The organism is Chloracidobacterium sp., assembly GCA_015075585.1.
In the GTDB taxonomy this organism is placed as follows: Bacteria; Acidobacteriota; Blastocatellia; order Pyrinomonadales; family Pyrinomonadaceae; genus OLB17.
In genome coordinates this window covers 432,515-455,947 of the sequence record JABTUB010000001.1, presented here as the reverse complement: position 1 = coordinate 455,947, position 23,433 = coordinate 432,515, and the positions used below count along the sequence as shown (strand labels likewise).

At 54.4% G+C, this 23,433-nt stretch carries 24 protein-coding genes; 15 read left to right on the top strand and 9 right to left on the bottom strand.

All coding sequences use genetic code 11. The annotated features are described in order from the left end of the window. The first annotated feature begins 62 nt into the window (after positions 1 to 62). The 4 genes from HS105_02055 to HS105_02040 all read left to right on the top strand — a co-directional run bounded on the left by HS105_02055 (position 63) and on the right by HS105_02040 (position 4,636). Positions 63 to 725: a hypothetical protein gene (locus HS105_02055; GenBank protein ID MBE7515384.1), complete on the top strand. Its 663-nt coding sequence runs from the start codon at positions 63 to 65 to the stop codon at positions 723 to 725. A gap of 115 nt (positions 726 to 840) precedes the next feature. Beyond that, entirely contained in the window at positions 841 to 3,162 is a 2,322-nt protein-coding gene (locus tag HS105_02050; protein MBE7515383.1) for an oligopeptide transporter, OPT family, read from the top strand. 129 nt (positions 3,163 to 3,291) lie between these two features. After that, on the top strand, positions 3,292 to 4,158 hold the full coding sequence (locus HS105_02045) for a hypothetical protein (protein MBE7515382.1): 867 nt from the start codon (positions 3,292 to 3,294) through the stop codon (positions 4,156 to 4,158). A 94-nt stretch (positions 4,159 to 4,252) separates the two neighbouring features. Further along, entirely contained in the window at positions 4,253 to 4,636 is a 384-nt protein-coding gene (locus HS105_02040; protein MBE7515381.1) for a hypothetical protein, read from the top strand. A gap of 4 nt (positions 4,637 to 4,640) precedes the next feature. On the opposite strand, the gene HS105_02035 is transcribed toward HS105_02040, so the two are convergent. The 3 genes from HS105_02035 to HS105_02025 all read right to left on the bottom strand — a co-directional run bounded on the left by HS105_02035 (position 4,641) and on the right by HS105_02025 (position 8,067). Further along, the gene (locus HS105_02035; protein MBE7515380.1) at positions 4,641 to 6,737 is read right to left on the bottom strand and encodes a S9 family peptidase; all 2,097 of its coding nucleotides are present in this window, start codon (positions 6,735 to 6,737) and stop codon (positions 4,641 to 4,643) included. Between the two features lie 126 nt (positions 6,738 to 6,863). Further along, a complete protein-coding gene (locus tag HS105_02030; protein ID MBE7515379.1) occupies positions 6,864 to 7,298 on the bottom strand; it encodes a DUF3225 domain-containing protein in 435 nt (144 codons plus the stop codon). Positions 7,299 to 7,383: 85 nt separating this feature from the next. Continuing rightward, positions 7,384 to 8,067 (bottom strand): peptidoglycan-binding protein, encoded by a 684-nt coding sequence (locus HS105_02025; GenBank protein MBE7515378.1) that lies wholly within the window; start codon positions 8,065 to 8,067, stop codon positions 7,384 to 7,386. A 280-nt stretch (positions 8,068 to 8,347) separates the two neighbouring features. Between HS105_02025 and HS105_02020 the strand changes: the two genes are divergently transcribed. The 8 genes from HS105_02020 (at position 8,348) to HS105_01985 (ending at position 16,887) form a co-directional block, all read left to right on the top strand. Then, a complete protein-coding gene (locus HS105_02020; protein ID MBE7515377.1) occupies positions 8,348 to 10,717 on the top strand; it encodes a 3-hydroxyacyl-CoA dehydrogenase/enoyl-CoA hydratase family protein in 2,370 nt (789 codons plus the stop codon). Positions 10,718 to 10,824: 107 nt separating this feature from the next. Beyond that, positions 10,825 to 11,544, top strand: a complete 720-nt coding sequence (locus HS105_02015; protein ID MBE7515376.1) for a zf-TFIIB domain-containing protein — start codon at positions 10,825 to 10,827, stop codon at positions 11,542 to 11,544. A 32-nt stretch (positions 11,545 to 11,576) separates the two neighbouring features. Then, positions 11,577 to 12,152 carry a DNA-3-methyladenine glycosylase I gene (locus HS105_02010; protein MBE7515375.1) on the top strand — a complete coding sequence of 192 codons (576 nt, stop codon included), beginning with the start codon at positions 11,577 to 11,579 and terminating at the stop codon, positions 12,150 to 12,152. A gap of 81 nt (positions 12,153 to 12,233) precedes the next feature. Next, positions 12,234 to 12,713: an aminoacyl-tRNA deacylase gene (locus HS105_02005; protein ID MBE7515374.1), complete on the top strand. Its 480-nt coding sequence runs from the start codon at positions 12,234 to 12,236 to the stop codon at positions 12,711 to 12,713. Beyond that, entirely contained in the window at positions 12,710 to 13,003 is a 294-nt protein-coding gene (locus HS105_02000) for a hypothetical protein (protein ID MBE7515373.1), read from the top strand. Before HS105_02005 ends, HS105_02000 begins: the two co-directional genes overlap by 4 nt. A 196-nt stretch (positions 13,004 to 13,199) precedes the next feature. Then, the gene (locus tag HS105_01995) at positions 13,200 to 14,381 is read left to right on the top strand and encodes an acetyl-CoA C-acyltransferase (protein MBE7515372.1); all 1,182 of its coding nucleotides are present in this window, start codon (positions 13,200 to 13,202) and stop codon (positions 14,379 to 14,381) included. A gap of 45 nt (positions 14,382 to 14,426) precedes the next feature. Then, positions 14,427 to 14,975, top strand: a complete 549-nt coding sequence (locus tag HS105_01990) for a hypothetical protein (protein ID MBE7515371.1) — start codon at positions 14,427 to 14,429, stop codon at positions 14,973 to 14,975. 130 nt (positions 14,976 to 15,105) lie between these two features. Beyond that, complete coding sequence (locus HS105_01985) at positions 15,106 to 16,887, top strand: acyl-CoA dehydrogenase family protein (GenBank protein ID MBE7515370.1); 1,782 nt, start codon at positions 15,106 to 15,108, stop codon at positions 16,885 to 16,887. A 94-nt stretch (positions 16,888 to 16,981) separates the two neighbouring features. On the opposite strand, the gene HS105_01980 is transcribed toward HS105_01985, so the two are convergent. Both HS105_01980 and HS105_01975 read right to left on the bottom strand, forming a co-directional pair. Then, the gene (locus HS105_01980; protein MBE7515369.1) at positions 16,982 to 17,290 is read right to left on the bottom strand and encodes a hypothetical protein; all 309 of its coding nucleotides are present in this window, start codon (positions 17,288 to 17,290) and stop codon (positions 16,982 to 16,984) included. Between the two features lie 310 nt (positions 17,291 to 17,600). Further along, entirely contained in the window at positions 17,601 to 18,158 is a 558-nt protein-coding gene (locus tag HS105_01975) for a hypothetical protein (GenBank protein MBE7515368.1), read from the bottom strand. Between the two features lie 274 nt (positions 18,159 to 18,432). Between HS105_01975 and HS105_01970 the strand changes: the two genes are divergently transcribed. The 3 genes from HS105_01970 to HS105_01960 are packed head-to-tail and all read left to right on the top strand — an operon-like array spanning position 18,433 to position 20,653. Beyond that, positions 18,433 to 19,281, top strand: a complete 849-nt coding sequence (locus HS105_01970) for a 3'-5' exonuclease (protein ID MBE7515367.1) — start codon at positions 18,433 to 18,435, stop codon at positions 19,279 to 19,281. 2 nt (positions 19,282 to 19,283) lie between these two features. Next, positions 19,284 to 20,084: a site-specific DNA-methyltransferase gene (locus HS105_01965; protein MBE7515366.1), complete on the top strand. Its 801-nt coding sequence runs from the start codon at positions 19,284 to 19,286 to the stop codon at positions 20,082 to 20,084. Between the two features lie 41 nt (positions 20,085 to 20,125). After that, positions 20,126 to 20,653, top strand: coding sequence for a hypothetical protein (locus tag HS105_01960; GenBank protein MBE7515365.1), 528 nt, complete (start codon positions 20,126 to 20,128; stop codon positions 20,651 to 20,653). On the opposite strand, the gene HS105_01955 is transcribed toward HS105_01960, so the two are convergent. From HS105_01955 to HS105_01940, 4 genes are read right to left on the bottom strand one after another with little or no spacing between them, the layout of a single operon-like run. Next, a complete protein-coding gene (locus tag HS105_01955; GenBank protein MBE7515364.1) occupies positions 20,646 to 21,377 on the bottom strand; it encodes a 16S rRNA (uracil(1498)-N(3))-methyltransferase in 732 nt (243 codons plus the stop codon). The two genes, HS105_01960 and HS105_01955, sit on opposite strands and share 8 nt — an antisense overlap. Next, positions 21,374 to 21,940: a hypothetical protein gene (locus HS105_01950; protein MBE7515363.1), complete on the bottom strand. Its 567-nt coding sequence runs from the start codon at positions 21,938 to 21,940 to the stop codon at positions 21,374 to 21,376. Before HS105_01950 ends, HS105_01955 begins: the two co-directional genes overlap by 4 nt. Positions 21,941 to 21,947: 7 nt before the next feature. Continuing rightward, the gene (locus HS105_01945; GenBank protein MBE7515362.1) at positions 21,948 to 22,439 is read right to left on the bottom strand and encodes an adenylyltransferase/cytidyltransferase family protein; all 492 of its coding nucleotides are present in this window, start codon (positions 22,437 to 22,439) and stop codon (positions 21,948 to 21,950) included. Further along, entirely contained in the window at positions 22,432 to 23,427 is a 996-nt protein-coding gene (locus tag HS105_01940) for a carbohydrate kinase (GenBank protein MBE7515361.1), read from the bottom strand. The genes HS105_01945 and HS105_01940 overlap by 8 nt, the downstream gene beginning before the upstream one ends. Positions 23,428 to 23,433: the final 6 nt, after the last annotated feature.

Here is a 23,433-nt window from a genome sequence, read left to right as displayed (position 1 = left end):
TTTTACAACGCCGGCTCCGCGTTAAACGATCATTAAGAAAAGCTGTATGCTAGACGTGCCCTATGCGCGTGCTGCCGAAATGTATTTGCGGCCTGATCTTCGCCTTGATCTGCGCGGGAGCCGCTCCTTTCACGGCGTTCGCGCAGCGTATGACGCCGTGCGAACAAACGATAGCGAGAGCATTCGGTGATGCAGGTGCATATTTCTCGAACCCGCACGACGGCGAGCCGATCGACCTGACGGTCGGCTTCAGCAGCCTCGGCAACGCCGACGCAGGCGATCTTTTTGCGGGCGACAATCATCTTTACGCGAGTTCGACCGACCCGGAAGCCCGTTCGGCGGTCTATATTCCGAGAGGCGGCAAGCTTGTGCCCGTCGCACGGCGCGACAAAGGCGACTCGATCTATGTAGGCAGGCTTGAAAGCGGCGATGCGTATTCGATCGTCCAATTCAGCGAACTTCGACAAACGCTGTTCATCCTTCACGCAGTAAACGTGAAACGCCGCCCGAAAGGATCGGACGGCCGTTCAAAACTCGGTGAAATGGGTACGGGCGGAGGCGGCGAATGGCACTTTCGCACGATCGATAAGACAAGGAGTCCGGAATCCGTCTGGCACCCTAGTTTTCATTACCATTTTGAACTTTACTCCGGCCTTCTGAACTCATTTGAGGCCGCGACAGACCCTGTTGCTTTCGATGATCTCTGTGCTCTGCTTGAACGCTGATCGGCGTCGATCATCGCCCCAAGCCTTGCAGGATGTTGCTTTTTCGCGGAATGCAATGTAAATTCCTAGCAGGTCTGTCCCCAATTTATTCCGTAATTAAAGGAGAACCCGTTGGATGAAAAATCCGTTTCTCGAGAACTTTAAGCCGTATATCCCTGACTCGGCAACCCTGCGTGAGCTGACACCGATCCCGCTGATCGTAGGCACGGTGCTCGGCATTATTTTCGGAGCATCATCGCTTTACTTGGTACTGAAGGTCGGTTTGACCGTTTCGGCGTCGATACCGGTCGCCGTGGTAGCGATCACGCTGTTTCGCCTTCTCTCAAAGATCGGCATGCGTGACGCAACTATCCTCGAAGCGAACATTATGCAGACCGCAGGATCGGCGGGCGAATCGATCGCATTCGGCATCGGCGTTACGATGCCGGCGATCATGATCCTCGGCTTTGACCTGGAACTGTCGCGCGTGATGATCGTCGCGGTTATGGGCGGCCTGCTCGGCATCCTTATGATGATCCCGCTTAGGCGAGCCCTGATCAAAGATCAGCACGGCCTTTTGAAATATCCTGAGGGCACAGCCTGTGCTGAGGTCTTAAAGGCAGGCGCCTCAAAGGAATCGCGTGAGGCCTCGCACCTCGGCGACACTCACGGTGATGACAACGCCGCTCTGCACGGCGGCAAGATCATCACGGTCGGTTTCATCTTCGGCTTTCTTTTCAACGTGTTGATGAAGGTTCTTTTCTTTTGGAAGGAACAGCCCGGCTACGATTTCACGAAGAACGGCTTTAACGGTGCTTCGATCAACTCGGATAACGACCCGACGCTTCTCGGTGTCGGATACATAATCGGGCCGAAGGTCGCGGGTTTGATGATGGGCGGCGGCGTCCTTTCGTATCTCGTAATGATCCCGATGATCAAGTTCTTTGGCGCCGCGGTAACCGAGCCGATCGCACCTGAAATAAGTAAAACGATCTCGGAGATGTCCATCAGTGATGTAAGGAGCGCGTATGTCCTCTACATCGGTGCCGGTGCGGTCGCAATGGCGGGCATCATCTCGCTCGTTCGCAGCCTGCCGACGATATGGCACGGGCTTAAGGGCGGCCTTGCCGACCTGCGGGGCGGATCCGAACGCTCAAAATCAGCAACACCGCGAACTGATCAAGATCTTTCGCTCAAATGGGTCATCATTGGACTTATCATCCTGATGCTTGGCATCATGCTGGCTCCGCAGCTCAACTTGAGCGTTTTCCAACATCCCTTCGTAGCATTCTTCGGTGCGTTGCTCATCATCATATTGGGCTTCCTTTTCGTTACGGTATCGTCAAGGCTGACGGGTGAGATCGGCTCTTCATCCAACCCGATCTCAGGTATGACGGTCGCAACACTGCTCATCACATGCCTTGCATTCCTCGGCATGGGCTGGACGGCCGCAGACCCGTATTTTGTAACGGCACTTTCGATCGGCGGCATCGTCTGCATCGCAGCCTCGAACGGCGGCACGACATCGCAAGATCTCAAGACCGGCTTCTGGGTAGGAGGCACGCCGTGGCGGCAGCAGATAGCTATCCTTGTCGGAGCACTCGCCTCGGCGCTGGTGCTGGGTGCTTTGCTCATTATGCTCAATAACAATGAGACGTACTTCCAGAAGATCGAGCCGTCGAATCCCGTCGCCTCGCTCACCATTCCGGAAAATAAGCTCTTTACTCAAGACGGCAAACTTCAGACCGAGATCGTCAGCAGCGGCAAATACCGAGGCGTCGATACTAATACTTACCGAGTCTGGCAAAACACCAAGCCGGAGGAAGGCCAAGTCGGCAAATACCTGATCGATGAAGCAGGAAAACCGATATATTTTGTCGATCCGGGCATCAACGGCATCATCTCGAAAGACGAGGACGGAAAACCGCTCACACGATACGACGCCCCGAAAGCAACCCTGATGTCATATATCATCAAAGGTGTGCTCGGCCAAAATTTGCCGTGGGGCCTCGTTATCCTCGGAGCGATGATCGCAGTTGTGCTGGAGCTTGCAAGTGTTCCGTCCCTTGCATTCGCGGTCGGCCTTTATCTGCCTATATCAACCTCGTCGCCGATATTTATCGGCGGCATCGTTCGCTATCTCGTCGATCTGTATCTCAAACGAAAGTTGTCCACAACAAATATGACCGAGGATGAGATCGCAGCCGAAACCGACAAGTCGAACGGCGTTTTGCTCGCGTCCGGCTACATCGCGGGCGGAGCGATCGCGGGTATCCTGATAGCACTTTTCGCCGTACTTCCAACGCTAAAGAATATTCAGGATAAGGCCGCCCACTGGTCCGAACAGAACAATCCGTTCCTCGCCGGCGACTTCCTCGGCTTTATTCCGCTCGTCGGGCTTGCGGTCATTCTGTACCTTGTCGGCCGCGAGATATGGCTGAAAGGCCGATCCGCGTGATATAAGGCGCAAAAAGGTGTTGTGTCTTTTTAGGCGCGGAACGTATAATCACCAATATACGTTCCGCGCTTTGCCGCGCTGACGGTCGATGCAAGCCCTCACAGCGTTGCTTTTTTCGACAACAAAACTATGCGTCACTTTACGCAGCTATCTTCCGGAATCCTGCTCTTCGGCCTGCTCATTTTCGCCGTTGCGTGCAGCGGAGCTTCGGCCGGACCATCGAACGGCACCGCAGCAAATGCAGCGAACGCAGCCGCCTCGAACTCAACATCGACCGGTGCAACGATCTCGATCGACCCGCAAGGCCCTGCCGATACGGTCCGTACGTTCTACGCAAAGCTTCGTGAGCGAAAATTTCGCGAGGCGATATTTCTGACCAATTTGCGGCCTGCGATCGAGAGTTTGACAGATGCCGAACTTGCAGATTTCTCAGTGGATCTTGCCGCGATCGCAGGTGATATCCCCGCTGACATCAAGATCAACGGCGAGATAATTACCGGAGACAGTGCTGCGGTTACTGTCGATCTGCCTTCAGATGACTCCGGCAAGCTCGAAACACAACAGATCAAGCTTCGCCGGCAGAATGGTGCTTGGATCATCCTCACCGTTGATGACGCCACCGAAGAACGCATCAAAAAGGACGGCAAAGACTATTTCTACAACCTCCGCATAGAGACGCACGAGGATGAGGCACGGAAAATGCTGGAACGTATAGCGAAGGCGCAGGTCGCATATTCGCTGCAGAACGGCGGCCTCTGTGCCGAGCTGAAAACGCTCATTGACGGAGGCCTTCTGCCGTCCGACGTTTTGACGAGCGATTCAACGGGGTATAATTACTCGGTTAAGCTGTCCGACGACAAACGCCGTTACTATGCGACAGCGACTCCCGCAGAATATGGAAAAAGCGGCAGGGCATCATTCCTGCTCGACATTGACAACAAAGGGCTCCCTCATGTAAGCGGTAAAGACAACGGCGGCAAACCGTTGAAAGACTAAAAGCTCAAAGACGATGTTGCGAAGGCTTATTTCAAATTTCCGCAGAAATGTTTCCGAACGTTTAGTTGCATCGAGGCGGAAGTTCAACGCTCCGATGCGGATATGGTTCGAACCTACGCTTAATACGCCGCGTGAACACGACCTTGCACGCAGCAGGGCGATCAAAGGCGAGACCGTGGATCTCAGCCGCACCGGCATCGCCTTTATGGTCAACGTGATCCGCGTGAATGAGAATTACCTTGTCGGGCAGGACCGAAAACTCAACTGCGAGATCGACCTGCCGACCGGAAAGGTTGCGATGCAGATAGTTGCCCGGCGCTACGAAAAGGTCGGTATCCATCTGACCACTGAGCAGTACCTTATCGGTGCCAGCATCACGCGGCTCGACAGCGACAGTAATGCCGCCTACGACCACTTCTTACGAAAGGGCGACCGACGCGGGAAACGAACGCGCGAACTCGGCCTCAGAACCGACTGACACCCTATTTCAAATACTTATCAAGGAAATCGGCGACGAGCGGATAAAGCTCCAGCCGATTCTTTAGTTTTGTAATACCGTGTCCTTCGTCGGTGTAGAGCTTATATTCGACAATGCCGCCGCGTTCGCGTACCGCCGTAACGATCTGCTCGGCCTCTGTGTAAGGCACACGCGGATCATTCTTGCCTTGGATCACAAAAAGCGGACACTTTATTTTATCGACCCTTCCGATCGGCGAGATCGAACGCAGGAATTCGAGGTCACGATCGAGCCGCCCGTACTCTACCTCACGCTGACGGCGCCGGTAGCCGCTTGTATTCTTTAGAAAGGTCTCCCAATTCGCGATACCGACGGTATCTACAGCTGCCGCCCAAAGTTCAGGGTAAAGCGTGATAGCGGCAAGCGTCATATAGCCGCCGTAGCTTCCGCCCATAACGGCGATCCGATCCTTATCGGCATTGCCCATAAAGGTCAGCCACTGAACCGCGAATGAGAGATCTTTTACGGAATCCTCACGTTTTTCAACGTCATCCAAATGCGTGAAGCGTTTGCCGTAGCCGGTCGAACCGCGGACATTCGGGGCGAGTATCGCATATCCTTTCGATAAATAGTATTGATAGAGCGGGTTAAAGCCCGGCCGCTCTTGGCCCTCGGGGCCGCCGTGAACCGAAACGATGACCGCGTGTCCTCGGGCCGCAGGGATCGGCGGGCCGACCGTACCATCCGGACGCGGTGCGAGCGGCGGCCGTTTGCCGCCGCCCTTTGGCGTTGATGCGATCTCCTCGGTCGCCGGCCGAAAAAGATCCTCATCCGTTGCTTGCTTCCAGCCCGAAGCCACTGGAGCATCAACAGCCTTGGGCTTCGGCGAGTAATACCACGCAGGTATCTCGCGGCCGTCGAATGTTTGATATCTGACCAGCTGCGGTGCGATGAACGTATTCGGGTTGACGCCTGCCGTGTCGCTACGCGTAACCCGCTTCAGTTGCTCGGTCTTCAGATCGTATGTCCAAATATCGGAGTTGCGTGTCGCCGAGTTGAAGGCAAATGCCAGCTTTGTCTGATCGCGGTTGAAAGTAACACCGGAAACAACGCCGTCGCCCGGCAGTTTCACATCACGAGCCTCCCCGACGAACCGAGAGAGCGCAGGTTTGCCGCTCGTCGCTACATTCCTTGTAAAAACTCGTGAAAAACCGTCGGCGTTCACGGTATAGACGACCAACGAGCCGGAGGGTGAGACCGCAATATTGCTTACATCCCACCGAGCATCTTCAATAGGCTCCATCGCGGGGGCCGCAACGCCGAGGCGAACCTGCGTCAAAGCGGCGAACTCGCGTCGGTCATTCTGCGACATCAGGAGCGAAGTGCCGTCAGGCAAGAACTCGACATTGTAAAACTCCGCAGCGCCTTTATGCGGCGTCAGCAGCGTCTCATGGCCGTCAGCGACAAGATATAAATTATTGTCGAGGCTCAACTCCGTGCCATCGCGCGAGATAATGAATTTTGTTCCGGCTGCGTTGGCCGCTTCGATATTCTGATTTCCGTCGAATTGGCTTATCAGCGTCTCCTTGCCAGATGCAATGTCCATTTTATAGCTGTCGAAATATTGCCGGTTGCGTTTGTTGGAGCTGTATGCGATCCATTTGCCGTCAGGTGAAACAAATTCGAAGTTGTGCCGCACCGCCGGATCATTCGTCAATGCCCTTATGCCTGCGCCGTCGGGCCGCATCCAATAGAACTGCGTATTCTCATCGCCGCCCTTTGCTTTACCGAAAATGATGCCCGAGCCGTCGCCCAGCCAGCGGACAAAGCTCAAATTATCATCAGAATCGGTCAGCCGATGTGTCGCTGCCGTTGCAAGATCGACTACCCACACCTCAGATATCCCTGATTCGTTCGACAGATACGCGATCCGGCGTCCGTCGGGCGAGAAGGACGGAGCCGAAGCTGCCTTGATCGTCAGATATTGCTCGATCGTGTACGGCCCGGGCTTATAAACTCGCGAAGGCGCGGTGGTTCTGCCCGTTCTTTGCGCAAATACGGAAGCACTCAGAAGCAGGATAAGAGCAACGCAAAAGGACTTGGTCAAAAATTTTCTCTTCATCGTTGATAAGCACATTATACATCAGCGTTGTATAGAGACGCTTTTGCTGCCCGAATAGATGCACGACATTCAACGCTTCATAACAATATCGGCTGCTAAATGAACGCCTCTTGATGAGATCCGGTGCTAACTTGTATGGTCTATAATGATGCGCCAGCCTTCTTTCAGTTTGCGAAAGGTCAATGTGAATTTTCCGTGCGGCTCATCCTTTTCGCGTTTTAGTGCCCACGACCCCAGCACGACCGCAAAATCCTTGCCGAGCATGGTTACCTCAATATCCGAGAACGTCAGCACGCCCATCTTTTCGCGTGTCGGATAGCCTTTCTTGTAGTTGTCGAGCGTTTGCTGCCAGCCGCGTGTTACACGGTCGCCCGAAACGAACGTGAGCTTGTCGGATCGCCAATAGCCGATCGACATGAAGCCGTCGAGATCACCGCGGTTCCATGCCGCGGCTTGATCGTTCATCACCTTGCGGATCGCGGCAGCCGACCGATCCGACTGCGAGAACGCCGTCGTTGTTATTAGCAGAAATAATACTGTTACGGGAATAATATATTTCATAAGGACGTCGGGTGTATGACTTGAAAGACCGAGAGCCGCCACGTTTGGGCGGCCCTCGTTTCAGAGATAGAACTGCCGCTGCAGATCAATCCTTCTTCTTCGCAGCATCGAATGCAGCTTGTGCTGCGACCTGCTCCTTCTGCTTTTCGGTCAACGCGATTCCGGCCTTTTGCAGCGTTTCGGCATTGATGCCGCCGGTCGCCTTGAGTTTGTTCGATTCCTGATACTTCATAACGGCCTGTTTCAAAGCATCGCTCCGCTCGCCGGTAGCCTCACCGCTGAAAAGTTTCGCGCCTATCAGCACTTTCTGCAGATCGACGATCTGATCCTTTGTTGCGGTGAAAGGAGCAGGACGCTTCGGTCCGTCTTTTGAAGTTGCTGCGTCGGCGGTCGATGTCTTTGCCTTACTACTTGTGCCCGCCGTTCCGGTTGAAGAAATACCTTTCTGGCTGTCCGTCAATGCGATGCCCATCTTTTCGAGCGTCGCCTTATCGAATTTGCCGTTAACATCGAGGCCGTGAGCCTTCTGATAAGCCTTTACAGCAGGCCGCGATTCACCGTAAACACCTGTCGCCTCGCCTGTGTAAAACTTTTCTTTGATGAGTATTTGCTGGCCCTCGCGTATCTGCTCTTTCGTCGGCCGAAAGACCGGAGCTTTTGCAGGTTTATCCGCCGAAGTGCTGTCAGTCGTCTTTGAACCGCCTTGGGCAAAAGCTCCGGCGGCCATCAATGCAAAAACCGAAATGGTCAATATCGCTCTCTTGTACATAATGAATCCTCCGCAGACCTAAGTATCAGATAACGGCGCTTCGGCGGTACGAAGTACCCCTTTCTTCCGACGCCGCGTATTCAAGCCTGTTAGTGAAACATAATCGGCCGATTTTTACCTCGTGTCAAGATTCTTCGTTCAAAAACACTGTCGGCTGAGGCTTGCTGAATGAATGTTCATTCAGTTATACTTCCTTCAACAGCTATTTCATCAGAGCTTAGGAAAGGTTCATTACAGTATGGCAAACGCAGCAGCAATCAAAGATCAACACTCAACCACAATGCCGATCCGCAAGGCGGCAGTGCTTGGAGCGGGCACGATGGGTGCGGCGATCGCCGCGCACCTGACGAACGCAGGCGTGCCGGCCTTGCTTCTCGACATCGCTCCGAAGGGCGACGCCGCGGGCGACAACGATCTGATCGTCAAGTCGCTTTTCGAGGCGGCGAAGAAGCTGAAACCGGCGCCGTTTATGCTTGCAGGCAACGCAAAGCTGATCACGCTCGGCAATTTCACCGATGATCTTGAAAAGATCAAGGACTGCGACCTTGTGATCGAGGCTGTAGTAGAGGATCTTGATATAAAGCACAAACTCTTCGCCGAGGTCGAGAAGTATCGCGGTCCGAACGCCGTTGTCGCATCGAACACCAGCGGGCTGCCGATAGACTCGATCGCAGAACCGTTCTCCGATGAGTTCAAGGAGCACTTCATCGGCGTCCATTTCTTCAATCCGCCGCGTTATATGAAGCTTGTTGAGGTCATTCGCGGCTCACACACGCGGGCGGATGTCGCCGATAAGGTCTCTGACTTCCTTGATAAGCGCCTTGGCAAGGGCGTTGTGGCGGCAAAGGACAGGCCGAATTTTATCGCTAATCGGATCGGCGTTTTCGGAATGATGGCGACCATTCACGAAATGATCGCGATGGGCTTTACACCGACCGAGGTCGATCAAATGACAGGAAAAGCTATCGGCCATGCGTCCTCAGCAACATTCCGCACAAGCGACCTCGTCGGGCTGGATGTTACCGCACACGTTACCGATAATCTGTATCCTGCGGTGCCTGATGATGAGGATCGCGATGTTTTTCGTCTGCCCGAGATCATCCGAACGCTGCTCGATAAGAATATCCTCGGCGACAAGACCGGCGGCGGCTTCTTCAAAAAGTCTAAGGACGCGGAAGGCAACCGCGTCATCCTGGAACTCGACCTTCAAACCTTTGAATACAAGCCGCAGGCGAAGGCACAGTTCGCGTCGCTCGATGCTGCAAAACAGATCGACGATCAGGCAAAGCGTGTAAAACAGCTCGTTTGGGGTGAAGATCGCGTCGGCGAATTCCTTTGGAAAACTACCTCGCGGATCTCACGATATGCGGCGAACCGCATCCCTGAGATCGCCGATACGGTTGTCGAGATCGACAATGCCATCAAGTGGGGCTTTGGCTGGACGATCGGCGTTTTCGAGGCTTGGGATGCCATCGGCTTGGAACGATCGGTCGAAAGAATGCGGCATGAAGGCCAAGCCGTACCGGCAAATATCGAGCAAATGCTGGCCTCCGGAGCGAGATCATTCTACAAGGACGAGAATGGGGAGCATTTCTTTTACGACCTTGTTGCAGGCGAATACCGGCCGGTTCCGCCGAGACCGGGCGTTCTCATTCTAAAAGATGTTAAGGAGCGCAACGGCGTTATAAAGACGAACCCCGGAGCTTCGCTGATCGATCTTGGTGACGGAGTGGCGTGCCTCGAATTTCACTCGAAGATGAACTCGCTCGGCACCGACACCGTCGCGATGATGAATTTTGCGATCGATGAGGTCGAACGCAACTTCAAAGGCCTCGTCGTCGGCAACCAAGGCGGCACTTTCTCGGTCGGTGCGAACTTGATGATGCTTCTCTTAGCGGCCCAGGAAGAGGAGTGGGACGACATCAATATGATGGTGCGTGCGCTGCAGAATGCGGTAATGCGGCTGCGGTATTCCTCAAGGCCGGTCGTGACAGCTCCGTTCGGAATGACATTCGGCGGCGGCTGTGAGATAACGCTGCACGGAAATAAGGTTCGTGCGGCCGCTGAAACATATATCGGCCTCGTCGAGGTCGGCGTCGGCGTAATTCCCGCGGGCGGCGGCACAAAGGAGATGACGATGCGCGCCTCCGATGCGTGGGCAAAGGTTCCCGATGCTGACCCTGTCGCATTCCTCAAAAGGACCTTTGAAACTATCGGCATGGGCAAGGTCGCAACATCGGCGCAAGAGGCACGCGAACTCGGATTTCTTCGCGACAGTGATGCCATCTCGATGAACGGCGACCGCCTCATTCAAGATGCCAAGCAGGAAGTCCTCAATATGGACGCCGCGGGTTTTGTCGCACCTATCGAACGCACTGATGTCACGGTATTTGGCGAGGCGGCCGAAGCGGCGATGAAGCTTGCCTTGCACATGATGAGACAGGGCGGATTTATCTCCGACCATGACAGGCTCATCGGCACAAAACTCGCACACGTTATGTCGGGCGGAACGATCAACCACAAAGCACAGGTCTCGGAGCGTTACCTTCTCGATCTGGAACGCGAGGCTTTCCTCTCGCTCTGCGGCGAGCGCAAGACACAGGAACGCATCGCCGCGATGCTAAAGACCGGAAAAGCACTCCGCAACTGACGCGGATTCGCTAGGTGCGGAACATTTGGTGGCAGTCAATGGGACATATCCGCTAGAATGGACAATGACGGCATTGGACCGATCATCCGGATGCCGCGTGTTTCAGCGTGACCGTAGTTGCCCTAAACTGTCCGAATTGTGGTGCCGGAGCACTTAGCGATGCGACCCGCTGTGATTTTTGCGGTTCGCGCCTCAAGACGACCGCGTGTACGTCCTGCCTTTCGCTGATGTTCGTCGGCAGCAAGTATTGCTCGCATTGCGGCAATGCTGTCGTTGATATCGAAGCCGGTGCGAATATTCCCGTCGGCAAGTGTCCGCGATGCCGCTCGGCGTTGACGCCTCTTGCGATAGAGAACACTTTATTGTCCGAGTGTCAGCGATGCGGCGGTTTCTGGTCTAGTGCGGACACCTTTGAGGATATCTGTGCCGAAAAGGAGCGCCGGGCGAGCGTGCTGCGATCGATACAGGAACGCTCATTTCCGAAATCCGACGTTCCTGTCAAATACGTTCCGTGCCCTGTTTGCGGGCAGTTGATGAACCGAAACAACTTCGCACGCAGCTCAGGGGTCATTCTTGATATTTGCAAAGAACACGGTGTGTGGTTCGACGCTGAAGAGCTGCCTGCGATAATAACCTTTGTAAGGCAGGGCGGCTTGGACCGTGCTCGTGAGAATGAGAAGATCGCACTGAATGAACAGAAACGCGACCTGATCGAAATGCAGAACAGGATCGCGCGTCAGGACGCTCGCTTCGCACAGGGAAACTACGATGCCGGCGAGCCGCTTACTGACATGGTACGCGGCTTTGTAAAGCTTTTGTTCCGCTAGATCGCCGGCCTGTCGTAAGTACTTTTTATCAGATGCAAGTTGAACGATGCCATTGGGCTAAGAACGAGATCAACATTCCCTATCACGATACCGAATGGGGCGTGCCGCTCCACGACGACCGAGCTTTGTTCGAGTTCATCGTGCTCGAAGGTGCGCAGGCAGGGCTGAGCTGGGACACCATCCTGCGAAAACGCGAAGCATACCGCAGTGCCTTCGATAATTTCGATCCGGTAAAGGTCGCCCGTTATACCGAAACGAGGATCGGGCGGCTCCTTCAAAACAAAGGCATTATCCGCAATCGCTTAAAGATCAATGCCGCCGTTACGAACGCAAAGGCTTTCTTGGCGATTCAAGACAAGTTCGACTCTTTCGATCGGTATATTTGGGAATTCGTCGGTCGCAAGCCTATCGTCAATTCCTGGAAGAACGCAGCAGATGTTCCGGCAACAAGTGCGTTGTCCGATATCATCAGCAAAGATCTCAAGAACCGAGGATTCAAGTTTGTCGGCTCGACCATAATCTATGCTCATATGCAGGCAACGGGAATGGTGAACGATCATTTGGTATCCTGTTTTAGATATGAGGAATGTCAGGGCCGAAAGTCATAACGAACTGCGGATGACGTTCCCGTAACGATGATGCGTTCACGGTGCGGCGGCCGCGCCAAGTTCGCCGCTGGCAGTAAAGCGATGTCGGCCAGTCATCCGGTAACACCGGCAACACGATATTTGGCAGAGCACGGGGTCGAATTCACCCCGCATCTCTATCAATATGTCGAGCACGGCGGCACAAGCGAATCGTCGCGGCAGCTCGGGTTGGATGAGCACGCTATCGTCAAAACGCTGGTTTTCGAAACAAGCGAAAAGCGGCCGCTGCTCGTCCTTATGCACGGTGACCGCAAGGTCTCGACAAAGACGTTGGCGCGGCATCTCGGCGTAAGGTCGGTCCAGCCGGTGACGGCTGAACGGGCAACAAAGCTCACGGGCTATGTGTTCGGCGGGACGTCGCCGTTCGGCACCGCGACGAAATTGCCGATCTATGCCGAACGGTCGATCTTCGACCTTGATCGTATCTATATCAACGGCGGCAAGCGCGGCTTTCTGGCCGAGATGGACCCGAGCTCGCTACGATCTGCTTTAGAAGTACATCTGATCGAGGCTGCAATATGACAAGCTGGGAAGAACTCGTTGAACAAGGAAACTTTAGTGACGCCGAACGTCCGATGCTGATTGCGACCGACGGCGGCGGCGGATTGGCACCTGATTGCGCGACTCGTGCCGGATTTTACGAAAATTGGGCCGAGCACCTCGACGGATACCAGAAGAACGCCAAATACCAAGAAGCATTGGTCTATCTGCAAATGTATGCAATGAGAGCACCGACCGGCGAAGAGGAGGCCGCCCGTACGGCCGAGGTCGATCGTGTCCAAAAGATAGTTGACGAACTCGAAGGCGACTGAATCACGAGGCTTTGGCAATAAGAGCATCGATCCCACAACTACCGAGCCGGCTGTAAGGAACCTCGTCCATATCCCGTCTTTCACGTCATCCGGATGCCATATGACCGTTCGGAACGCTAAAAGAGTTCTTGCGAAAAATCAAAAGAAATGTAAAAATGAATGAACGTTCACTCATTATTGTGAAAACAGGAGAATTATGAAAGAAGCAGTGATAGTCTCGGCCGTGCGGACGGCAGTTGGCAAGGCTCCGAAGGGAACGCTGCGCAATACGCGGCCGGATGATCTGGCGGCGGCGGCGATCACGGACGCGGTTGCGAGGGCGGGCGTCGATGTGTCGCTGATCGATGATGTGATCATGGGCTGTGCGTTCCCCGAAGCTGAGCAAGGTATGAATGTCGCCCGCACGGCATCGATCGCAGCAGGCTTGCCTGTCGCGGCCTCGGCGATGACGGTTAACCGATATTGCTCGTCGGGTTTGCAGACCATAGCATTGGCGGCAGAACGGATAATGACCGGCGGTGCTGACGCGATCATTGCCGGCGGCCTTGAAACAATGTCGATGATCCCGATGGGCGGGAATGCGTTCCGGCCGAATCCGCGTCTTGCCGATACGTATCCGGACTACTATCTGAATATGGGCCTGACCGCTGAAAACCTCGCACGCAAGTATGAGATCACGCGTGAGCAGGCCGATGAGTTCTCGTACAACTCGCATATGAAGGCACTGGCTGCCATCCGCGAAGGCAAATTCACCGACGAGATCGTGCCCGTGAACGTGTTCATCGATGAGATCGACGAGAAGGGGCGTGTCCGCCGCAAGGAGGCGTCGTTCGCGCAGGATGAAGGCCCGCGTGCCGACACTTCGCTCGAAGGCTTGGCAAAGCTCAAACCTGTGTTTCACGCAAGCGGCACTGTTACAGCGGGAAATTCATCGCAAATGTCGGATGGTGCGGCGGCAGCGGTCGTGATGTCCGCGGATAAAGCTTCGGAGCTTGGCCTCAAGGCAATGGCACGTTTCGTTTCGTTCGCGACGGCCGGCTGCCTGCCCGAAGAAATGGGCATCGGCCCGGTCTATGCGATACCGAAGGCACTCAAACTCGCAGGCCTAACACTTGATCAGATCGACGTGATCGAACTTAACGAGGCCTTCGCGGCGCAGAGCCTCGCTGTTATGAAAGTGCTTGAAATGGATCCGGCAAAAACGAATGTGAACGGCGGCGCGGTTGCGCTCGGCCACCCGCTCGGCTGCACTGGAGCAAAGCTGACGGCGACCGTGCTTCGTGAGCTTGAACGGCGGAATGCACGTTACGGAATGGTTACGATGTGTGTCGGCGGCGGAATGGGAGCGGCAGGAATATTTGAGAGGATCGCCGACTAGATGTATCGTAAATAGATCAAATCGTTACAGCAAATTGGAGCGTTTATGAAAAAGACCCTGCTAATATCGATCATTGCCGCATTCGCCGCTGCATGCGGCGGCACTCCTGCGAACCATACGGCCAACGGCGGAAATGCGGGAAATGCCGCCAATGCTCATACAGGTGCGCCGGCCGCGGCGGTTTCGCCGCAGGCACCCGTGTCATCCTCTGCTTTGACACCGACGGGATCCAGCTTAACTGTGCTGAAAAAGGACATTGGCAAGACGGCGACCGAGGCAAAGCTCTGGGCGAATAAAGACCTCACCGCTCGCCTTTCTAAGATCATGGGAACAGACTTTCAGAAGATGAAAAAGTTCTGGAACGTCGAAACTCCGATCGAAGAGGATAGCGGCGTATATATGATGACCGGCTGCGAAACACATAATTGCGGCGGCAATAAATACTACATCTTTGTCGAGCCCGGCGCGGATAATATTAACGTCTATCATTTCGGACCGGTAGTAGGAAAAGAGAACGTTTGGGCGGAAAAAGATGATATGACGCTGCCCAAAAAGTTCGCAAAAGAGCTCGACGACATGAGAGCCGGCAACTGACGGCTCGTATCTGAATAACTGCGGCAGCCGCAAACTGATTTGCGGGCTTGGCGTCATACCCAAGGAGGCATCAGAAGCGGCCTCTTATTGAATGAATGTTCATTCATACCACGATCTTAGGAGAAATTTTATGGAAGCACGAACTGAGAAAGAGTATTTGAAAGGCGGCGAATTCCTTATCGCCGAGCAAGCGGCAGAAGACGTCTTTACGCCCGAGGACCTGACCGATGAACAGCGAATGATCGGCGAGACCTCAAAGGAATTTGTCGATAATGAGGTGCATCCGCAGCTGCCCGCAATGGAGAACCATGACTGGGCGATCGCCCGCGGCCTTGTAAAAAAGGCCGGCGAGCTGGGCCTTCTCGGTGCGACGATACCCGAAGAATACGGCGGCCTCGGACTTGATCAGACAACGGGCGTCGTGATCGCCGAGATGATGGGCCGCGGCGGCGGCTTCGGCACCACGTTCGGCGCGCAAACCTCCATCGGGCTGCTTCCTATCCTTTACTTCGGCTCCGAAGAGCTAAAAAAACAATGGATACCTCGGATCGTTTCGGGCGAGACGGTCGCCGCATATTGCTTGACCGAGGCAGGCTCCGGCTCCGACGCTCTTGGGGCAAAAACGACGGCGAAACTTACCGATGACGGCTCGCACTACGTCCTCAACGGCGAGAAAATGTTCATCTCGAACGGCAGCTTTGCCGATATGTTCATTGTCTTTGCAAAGGTGGACGGCGAAAAGGAGAAATTCTCTGCGTTCATAGTCGAACGCAGCGAAACCTGCCGCCCCGGCGCCGAGGAGCACAAAATGGGCATCAGATCGTCTTCGACGACACCGCTTATCTTGAGCGATTGCAGCGTGCCTGCGGCGAACCTCCTTGGCAATGTCGGCGACGGTGCAAAGATCGCCTTCAACATTCTGAATGTCGGCCGATTCAAGCTCGGTGCGTCCGTAACCGGCGGTGCCAAACTTGCCATACATCAGTCTGTCAGGTACGCGAACGAACGCGAACAGTTCCACAAAAAGATCTCGTCATTCGGTGCCATGAAGCACAAGCTCGCCGAAATGGCTGTCCGCACTTGGGTATCGGAGTCGATCACCTACCGCACGGTCGGAATGATCGACGCCCTTATCGGCGATGGTGCCGATAATGCCAAAAAGCTGCAATCGATCGAGGAGTACGCCGTAGAATCGTCGATCAATAAGGTCGCCTGCAGCGAAGCCCTCGACTTCGTCGTTGATGAGATGGTGCAGATCTATGGCGGCTACGGATATTCAGCCGACTATCCGGCCGAAAAGGCATATCGCGACTCGCGCATCAACCGCATCTTTGAGGGCACGAACGAGATCAACCGGATGCTCATTCCGGGCCAACTGGTAAAGCGTGCGATGAAAGGGCGGCTCGGCCTTCTTCAGGCGGCAAAGGCGCTGCAGGAGGAGATACTCGAGCCGCAGATGTCGTTTGACGAAGACAGCGGATCGCTCGCCGCCGAGACACGGCTTGCCGGCAACGCAAAAAAGATCGCCCTAATGGTACTCGGCACTGCGGTTCAGAAATATATGCTCGCACTTGCAGATCAACAGGAGGTCCTCATCAACTGTGCCGACATCATTATGGAAGCATACCAAATGGAATCTGCCATCCTGCGTGCAAAGAAATATGCCGCCCGCAATGGCGAAGTCGCGGCCGCGCGATTCTTCGATATCACAGGCGTTTTCTGCAATGACGCGATCCAGCGTATTGAAGCAAAGGCAAAGAATACGATCGCCGCTGTTGCAGAAGGCGACGAAGGACGAACGCTGCTGATCGCATTGAAACGGTTCACGAAGAATAATTCGCCTATCAACACTATCGCGGCACGTCAGCGTATCGCGGACGCTCTGATCGCCGCGAACACATATCCTTTCTGACCAACAGGATCGCTTGTGAAAAAGAGGCTGTACCCGTTGATCGGACACAGCCTCTCGCTATTTGATCCTCAAAGCCCCGGATTCCCTTCTCTCTTTAGAAGCGCCGCTTTTTCGGATTGATCTTGTAGGTGTAAAGCGCTGAACCGCCCGCGCCGGCGGCCGCTCCGATAAGTGCCCCTTTCTTACCGCCGATGATGCCGCCAAGCACTGCTCCGCCGCCCGTGCCGATCGCTATATTGATAAGATTGCGATGACGACGATAAAAGCTCGGCTTCTTGTAGGTGTAGGTTTGTGTCGGACGCCGATCATAACTTCGCGTCTGTGCACCGACGGTCGTGCCAAGCACCGAGATCGAAATTGCCAGCAGCCCGGCGACCATTAATGTTGAGATCATTTTTTTCATAATGCTTTCCCTCCCGGAGGATGCGGCCTTCGGCGGCCGTGTGACCTCATAGGAGCAACACGCGTGCCATTGACGCTATCTGCAGTGTTCACATCATTTACACAGGTGTGCATTTGCTAAACAGGTGCGCGGTGATACTATTTCGGGCGTCGATCCGACAATATCGTATGACGAATGAGTGCGCTGCGAGGCGGGCGGCAAATGCCGTCGTTCGGAGAGTTTGCGTAAGAGCTTAGCTCGTGAGGCCTACCGGGAAATTTCATGGACAGGACACCGAGTGCCCTGTCCATTGCCCTGCGAACGATCGGCCCTACGAGCCTTTCATCACGTCTGGGTTGTCCTTGACGATCTTATCGGCCTTGTCTGAAAGATCTTTCGCATCCTTAAGCATCGACTGTACCTTTTCCATTTGGTCCTTATAAAGGCTTCGATACTCAGTTTCGCTGTCACTATCGATGAGCTTTTGCGGGATCTTTTTCAGCTCTACACTGTAATCGTGTCTGGTGCTGAATTCCTTCGCTTTCGTCTCAAGATACTCCTTGAACTTGTCATTGATCTTCAGCTTGCTTGCTTCAGTGAATTTGTCGCCGGCCTTTTTGAAATTATCGCCGAGGTCGTCATACATCTTGCCAAGATCCTTTGCCATCGAACGTGCATCTTCAAGATCCGATTTATCTTTGACATTGTCGAGTTTGCCGTCGAGCTTGCCGCCAAGGTCCTCAGCCTTGGTCGCAATGTCATTGCCCGCCGTAATAAATGTGTTCGCCTCTTTTACAAGGTCGTTTGCCTTGCTTGTTTCATCCATTGAGCACGCAAACGCCGCCGTAAACAAAACAACCACTGCTAAGACTCCAGTCCAGTTCCTCATACAGTTCTCCTTTCCCCTAAATTTTCAATATCGACACCTCACTGTCAGCGAAGGGTGCTCGCATTGTAACCCAGATCGTATCCAACCGCTTTGTAAAAGCGGTCAATTGTACACAAAACCGACAGGATTATACACATTGATCTGCACTTTTCAACGTCCGAAAGCAAGATGTCGCGCGCAAAATGTTTGTACCGGCGCGCGCACTGTGGTAAGCTTCTGTTTTTCGGATCGTATAAGTGCAAGGAAACTTTGTAGTTAAGGCCTCATCACTCCGATGCTAAAGTCGAACATTCCTGAACTCTGTCTGTTCTTCGACCTCGAATGGGTGCCGGATGCCGACGGCGCACGCAGGCTCTTTGACCTGCCGGACGAGGTGACCGAACTTGAGGCTATGGAGAGCCTTTGGCTGAAAAGTCCGCAATACGATTGCGAAAAGAACCCGAGGCCTTTTCTCAAATATATGTTCTCGCGAGTCGTTTCGATCGCCTTTCTTTCGAGAAGGGTCGTATTTCGCGACGGCGAAACGGCCATTGAATTCGGTCTCAATTCGCTGCCTCGCCTGCCTATAACCGACGTCGATGTGGACGAGGCCGAGATCATAAGCAGGTTTCTCTATTTCGTCGGCGAACGCCATCCGCAGCTCGTCGGTTTCAATTCTGCCGAATCCGATCTGCAGGTCTTGATCCAACGCGGGATGATCAAAGAGGTCTCGGCGCCCGAATTCAGCAAACGGCCGCCAAAGCCTTGGGAAGGGGCGGATTACTTCGACGCGCGAAACAGCGAAGCCCACCTCGACCTTCTCAAACGTTTTTCCGGCGGTGCAATGACGCCGCGGCTCGATGAGTTTGCAAAGCTCTGCGGCTATCCGGGCAAGATCGACGTAAAAGGCGATCAAGTTACCGACCTATGGCTTGCCGGCGACATCACGAAGATAGTTGAGTACAACCAAATTGATACGCTGAACACATATCTCGTATGGCTTCGGATGGTTTACTTCGCGGGAAAGCTGAGTGAAGAAAAATATTTCGAGGAGACCGAGCAGTTCCGCTTCTTCCTCGAAGCGGAAACTCAAAAGCCGGAAAAGGCATTCGTAAGGGAATTTTTAGACAAGTGGCCGCAATAAGTATGGAATTTGGACGCATATATCACGAGAACTGCACCGAAACGCTCGAACGTCTTCCCTACGACACTATCGATATGACGATCACAAGCCCGCCTTATGACGATCTGCGCGATTACAACGGGTATCATTTCCCTGTGTATGAGATCGCCAACCTGCTGTTCGCAAAGACAAAGCCCGGCGGCGTGGTCATCTGGGTCGTCGGTGACCGTACGGTCAACGGAGACGAGACGCTTACGAGTTTCAAGCATGCTTTCGCTTTTAAGGATGCGGGCTTTCGTGTACACGATACGATGATCTATGCAAAGAATAACCCGATACCTAGCGACTGCGGACTGCGTTACAGACAGGCATTCGAATATATGTTCTGCTTCAGCAAGGGGCGGCCCTCAACATTCAATCCGATAATGCAGCCGCTGCAGCAGGAGAAGAAATTCAAATCGTTCCGTATTACAAAGGTCGGCCGCAATGATCTTGCTCACGATCACGTCGCGCCAAAGCAGCGAAAGGTGAATAATATCTTTTTTTACAATGTCGGCACTTCTTCATCAAAGGACAAGGTCGCCTTCGGGCATCCGGCCATCTTTCCCGAACGGCTTGCTCTTGATCAGATAGGAACGTGGACGAACGAAGGCGATATAGTATATGACTGCTTTATGGGAAGCGGTACGACAGCAAAGGCGGCACACCTTTTGAACCGCCAATGGTTCGGATCGGAGATATCCGGCGAGTACATAAAGCTGGCGTCAGAGCGGCTCAAGCCGTATCTCTTCGGCACACACGCGCGCCGGACAGCAACCAAGTAAGCCGCCGCAGCGTCAAAACGAATTGTCGGCCGGTTTCGGAAATGAAGAAGATACTCGTGTTATTGTCAATGGTGTTGGCTGCGGCCTTACTGACCGCGGCTCAGCCGCGTCCTCTCCCGGCCGATGCAAAGGCAGTGAAGCCTGCACCGGAAAGCTTTGCCGCAAAGTACGAGGGAGGGCTATTCGGTTACAGCGATAAAACCGACGGCACGCTGCGTTTTGATGATGCGAACGAGCAGCTTGTTTTCAGATCCGACAATGGCCAACAGTTCTCGGTCCCGTACGCTTCACTTTTGACAGTTTATCCGCAATCACAGTCGGTACGAACGACGGCAGGTTCTGTCATAAGCGCGATACCATTGCCGGGTGCTGGTTTCGCAGGCTTTATACGTGAAAAACGCCGCTATCTGATACTCGATATCAATGATAACGAAACGCGGATGCGTTCCGCGCTGAGCTTCAAGCTCGGGTCGAAGGATCTTCTCGATTCAGTGATCGCGACACTTGGCGCGAAGGCGGGCCTTAAGCAACGCGGCGATGCATTCTACCGCGCGGGCGGGCCTAATTGATGTCGCCGAATCGGTGCTGAAGTATTGCGGATAGTGCGATCACCGCCGTTTCCGCCCGCATTATCCGCCCGCCGAATGTTACCGCCTCAAAGTCTGCCGCTCGCGCCGCTTCGATCTCCGAATCATCCCAACCGCCCTTCGGCCCGACAACTGCTGTTATACTGTGCGGGCTGCGATCGACAGCTAACTTGCCGCCATCACGTTCGGAAAAAAATATCGAGGCATCTGCCTTTCCTGCATACAGGTCAATAAAGCCTTTAACATCAAGCGGTTCCCCAACCTGCATCAAGCGTGCACGGCCGCATTGTTTTGCCGCATCGAGAGCAATTCGACGCCAGCGAACAAGCTTCTTTTCAATGTCCTTGCGTTTCAACTCACAACGTACAGAGGACAAAGGCACAATGGTTCGCACGCCAAGTTCAACCGCTTTTTGAACGATCAGATCGTACTTATCGCCGGGAATAACGACCGAACCCAGCGTGAGAGCAATGCCCGATTCGGGAGCCGGCGGAGCCGCCTCCGTCAGCCCGCTGACCTCGGCCTTATTCTTTGCGAGATGTGTGAGAATGCCTGCGTATTCACGGCCTTTGCCGTCAAAGATATGTATGCTGTCGCCGGGCTTCAGCCGAAGCACATCGCGGGCGTGATGAGCTTCGTCAGCATCAAGCACCGCCGCCGATGCCGCGGAATCGATATTCTCTGAGAAAAAACGTCTTACGGTCATTCTTCTATTGAACCAAACTTTTCCCGAAACTCCGATGAACGCCGCCGCAGTTCGATCCATGCAAAGAACAGCTCCGGAGTTCGCATCCAATGAGCGAGCCACTCGTCGATCTCGGCAAACTCCCTGTATCTCGGATCGTCGTGACCAAGCCGCTCCGCAGCTTTCTTATTTTCGCTCCGAAGATGAAGCACGAACTCGTGAAGGCGCCGCAGACGGACGTCATCATGCTCGGAGGTCAGCGTTTGACGCAGGACTTCGAGTTTTTTTAGGGTTTGCATCGCCGCCGACAGGCTCCGCGGTCGAGCCGTCTCGCGAAGGGCATCATCGAACGGATCGGGCTTGTTGCGTTCGAGATAGAGATCCATGATCTCAGAATGCCGAAGCACAGCGCCCTCGTCGGCAAGCAGCCGAGCAATGTTCATCGGCGATTCGACCGCCGCCTTACCGAATCGGCCTTCGATCGCCGCCTCAACGGCCTCGATCTCGGGACGTCCGACGCTATCGCAGTCGAGTTTCTCCCAGACCTCGATGATCAGATCATCTTTTGTACGGGATATCCACATTTTCAGGTCAGATCTTGTGATCGCCGATGGAGCGTATGATCTCGGTCGAAGAGTGTTCCTTCGGGTCGCCGACTATGATTACCTTTCCGCCGATCTCACGCATAATATCGCGTTCGGGAACGGTCTCGGCCGTATAGTCTGTCCCTTTCGTGTGAATATCGGGGCGGATCGCGTAGATGATATGCTCGACCGTCGGCTCGTCAAATATCGTTACAAGATCGACACAGCGCAGAGCGGCGATGATCTCGGCCCGCTCATTCTGTGGAACGAAAGGGCGGCCCTCGCCTTTCATCGCGCGTGCCTGCCGGTCGGAATTGACCGCTGCGACAAGCGTACCGCCAAGTGCCTTTGCACCCTGCAAATAACGCAGATGCCCGACATGAAAAAGATCGAAACAGCCGTTCGCAAGTATGATCGATTTGCCGGCGCGCCGACGCTCGGCGACCGCGCTGATGAGCGCGGTGCGCTCTAATATCGGTGCCGGATCGAGTTCAAGCATTCTTTTCAGCGGCCGTCAGGCCGGAGCTGCTCAGAGACTCTGCCAGTTCGGCGGCGGAAGCGGTCGCGGTACCTCTTTTCATTACGACGATCCCGCCCGCGTGGTTGGCGATGCGCGCTGAATCGGCGTACGAGATGCCCGCAGCAAGCGCGAGTGTAAAAGCGGCAATAACAGTGTCGCCGGCGCCGGTAACATCTACAGGCTCAAGCGAACCGACAGCGTGCAAAGAGTTGATCGGCTTGCCGTGCTCTATCAGCTCCATTCCCTTATTACCTTTTGTTATCAACAACGCATCCACGCCAAGCCGCTCTCGCAGCTCTTCACGATCAGAACCCTCGATACTTTGCTGCAGCAACTGCTCAACCTCATCCTGATTCGGCGTGGCTGCGGTCGCGCCTACAAGAACGCCCAACCGCGACCTTGAATCAACAACGAGCGGCAGCCGGTGCCGCTTTGCCGCATCCCTAATCGCAGCGAACAGTTCAAAGTTAACAACGCCGTAGCCGTAATCCGAAACAATCACCGCATCCGCCGTCGGAAGGTGTTCATCGATCTGCCGCCGCAGGAAACTGTTCGCTTCATCGGATACGACACTCGTCTCAAAATCGATCCGTATCACCTGCTGCCGAACCGCATGAGTGTGGCTTGCCAGCACGCGCTGCTTGGTTGTGGTTGCCGCAGAACCGTCAACCGCAATGGATGCTGTGCCGACACCGGCTTTTTCTAATGCTTGGCGAAGAAGCGTGGCGTTGACGTCGCCGCCGAGTACGCCGATGAGTGTGGGTATGCCGCCGAGTGATGCGATATTTGCCGCCGCGTTCGCCGCCGCCCCCGGAAACGTTATCGTCTCGTCATGCCGAAGTATAAAGACCGGCGCCTCACGCGAAACGCGCGAGATCGTGCCGTTCAGGTATTGATCCGCGACCACATCGCCGATGACAACGACGCGTTTTCCGCTCAATTTACTGATGATCGAACCGTCAGACATCAATAC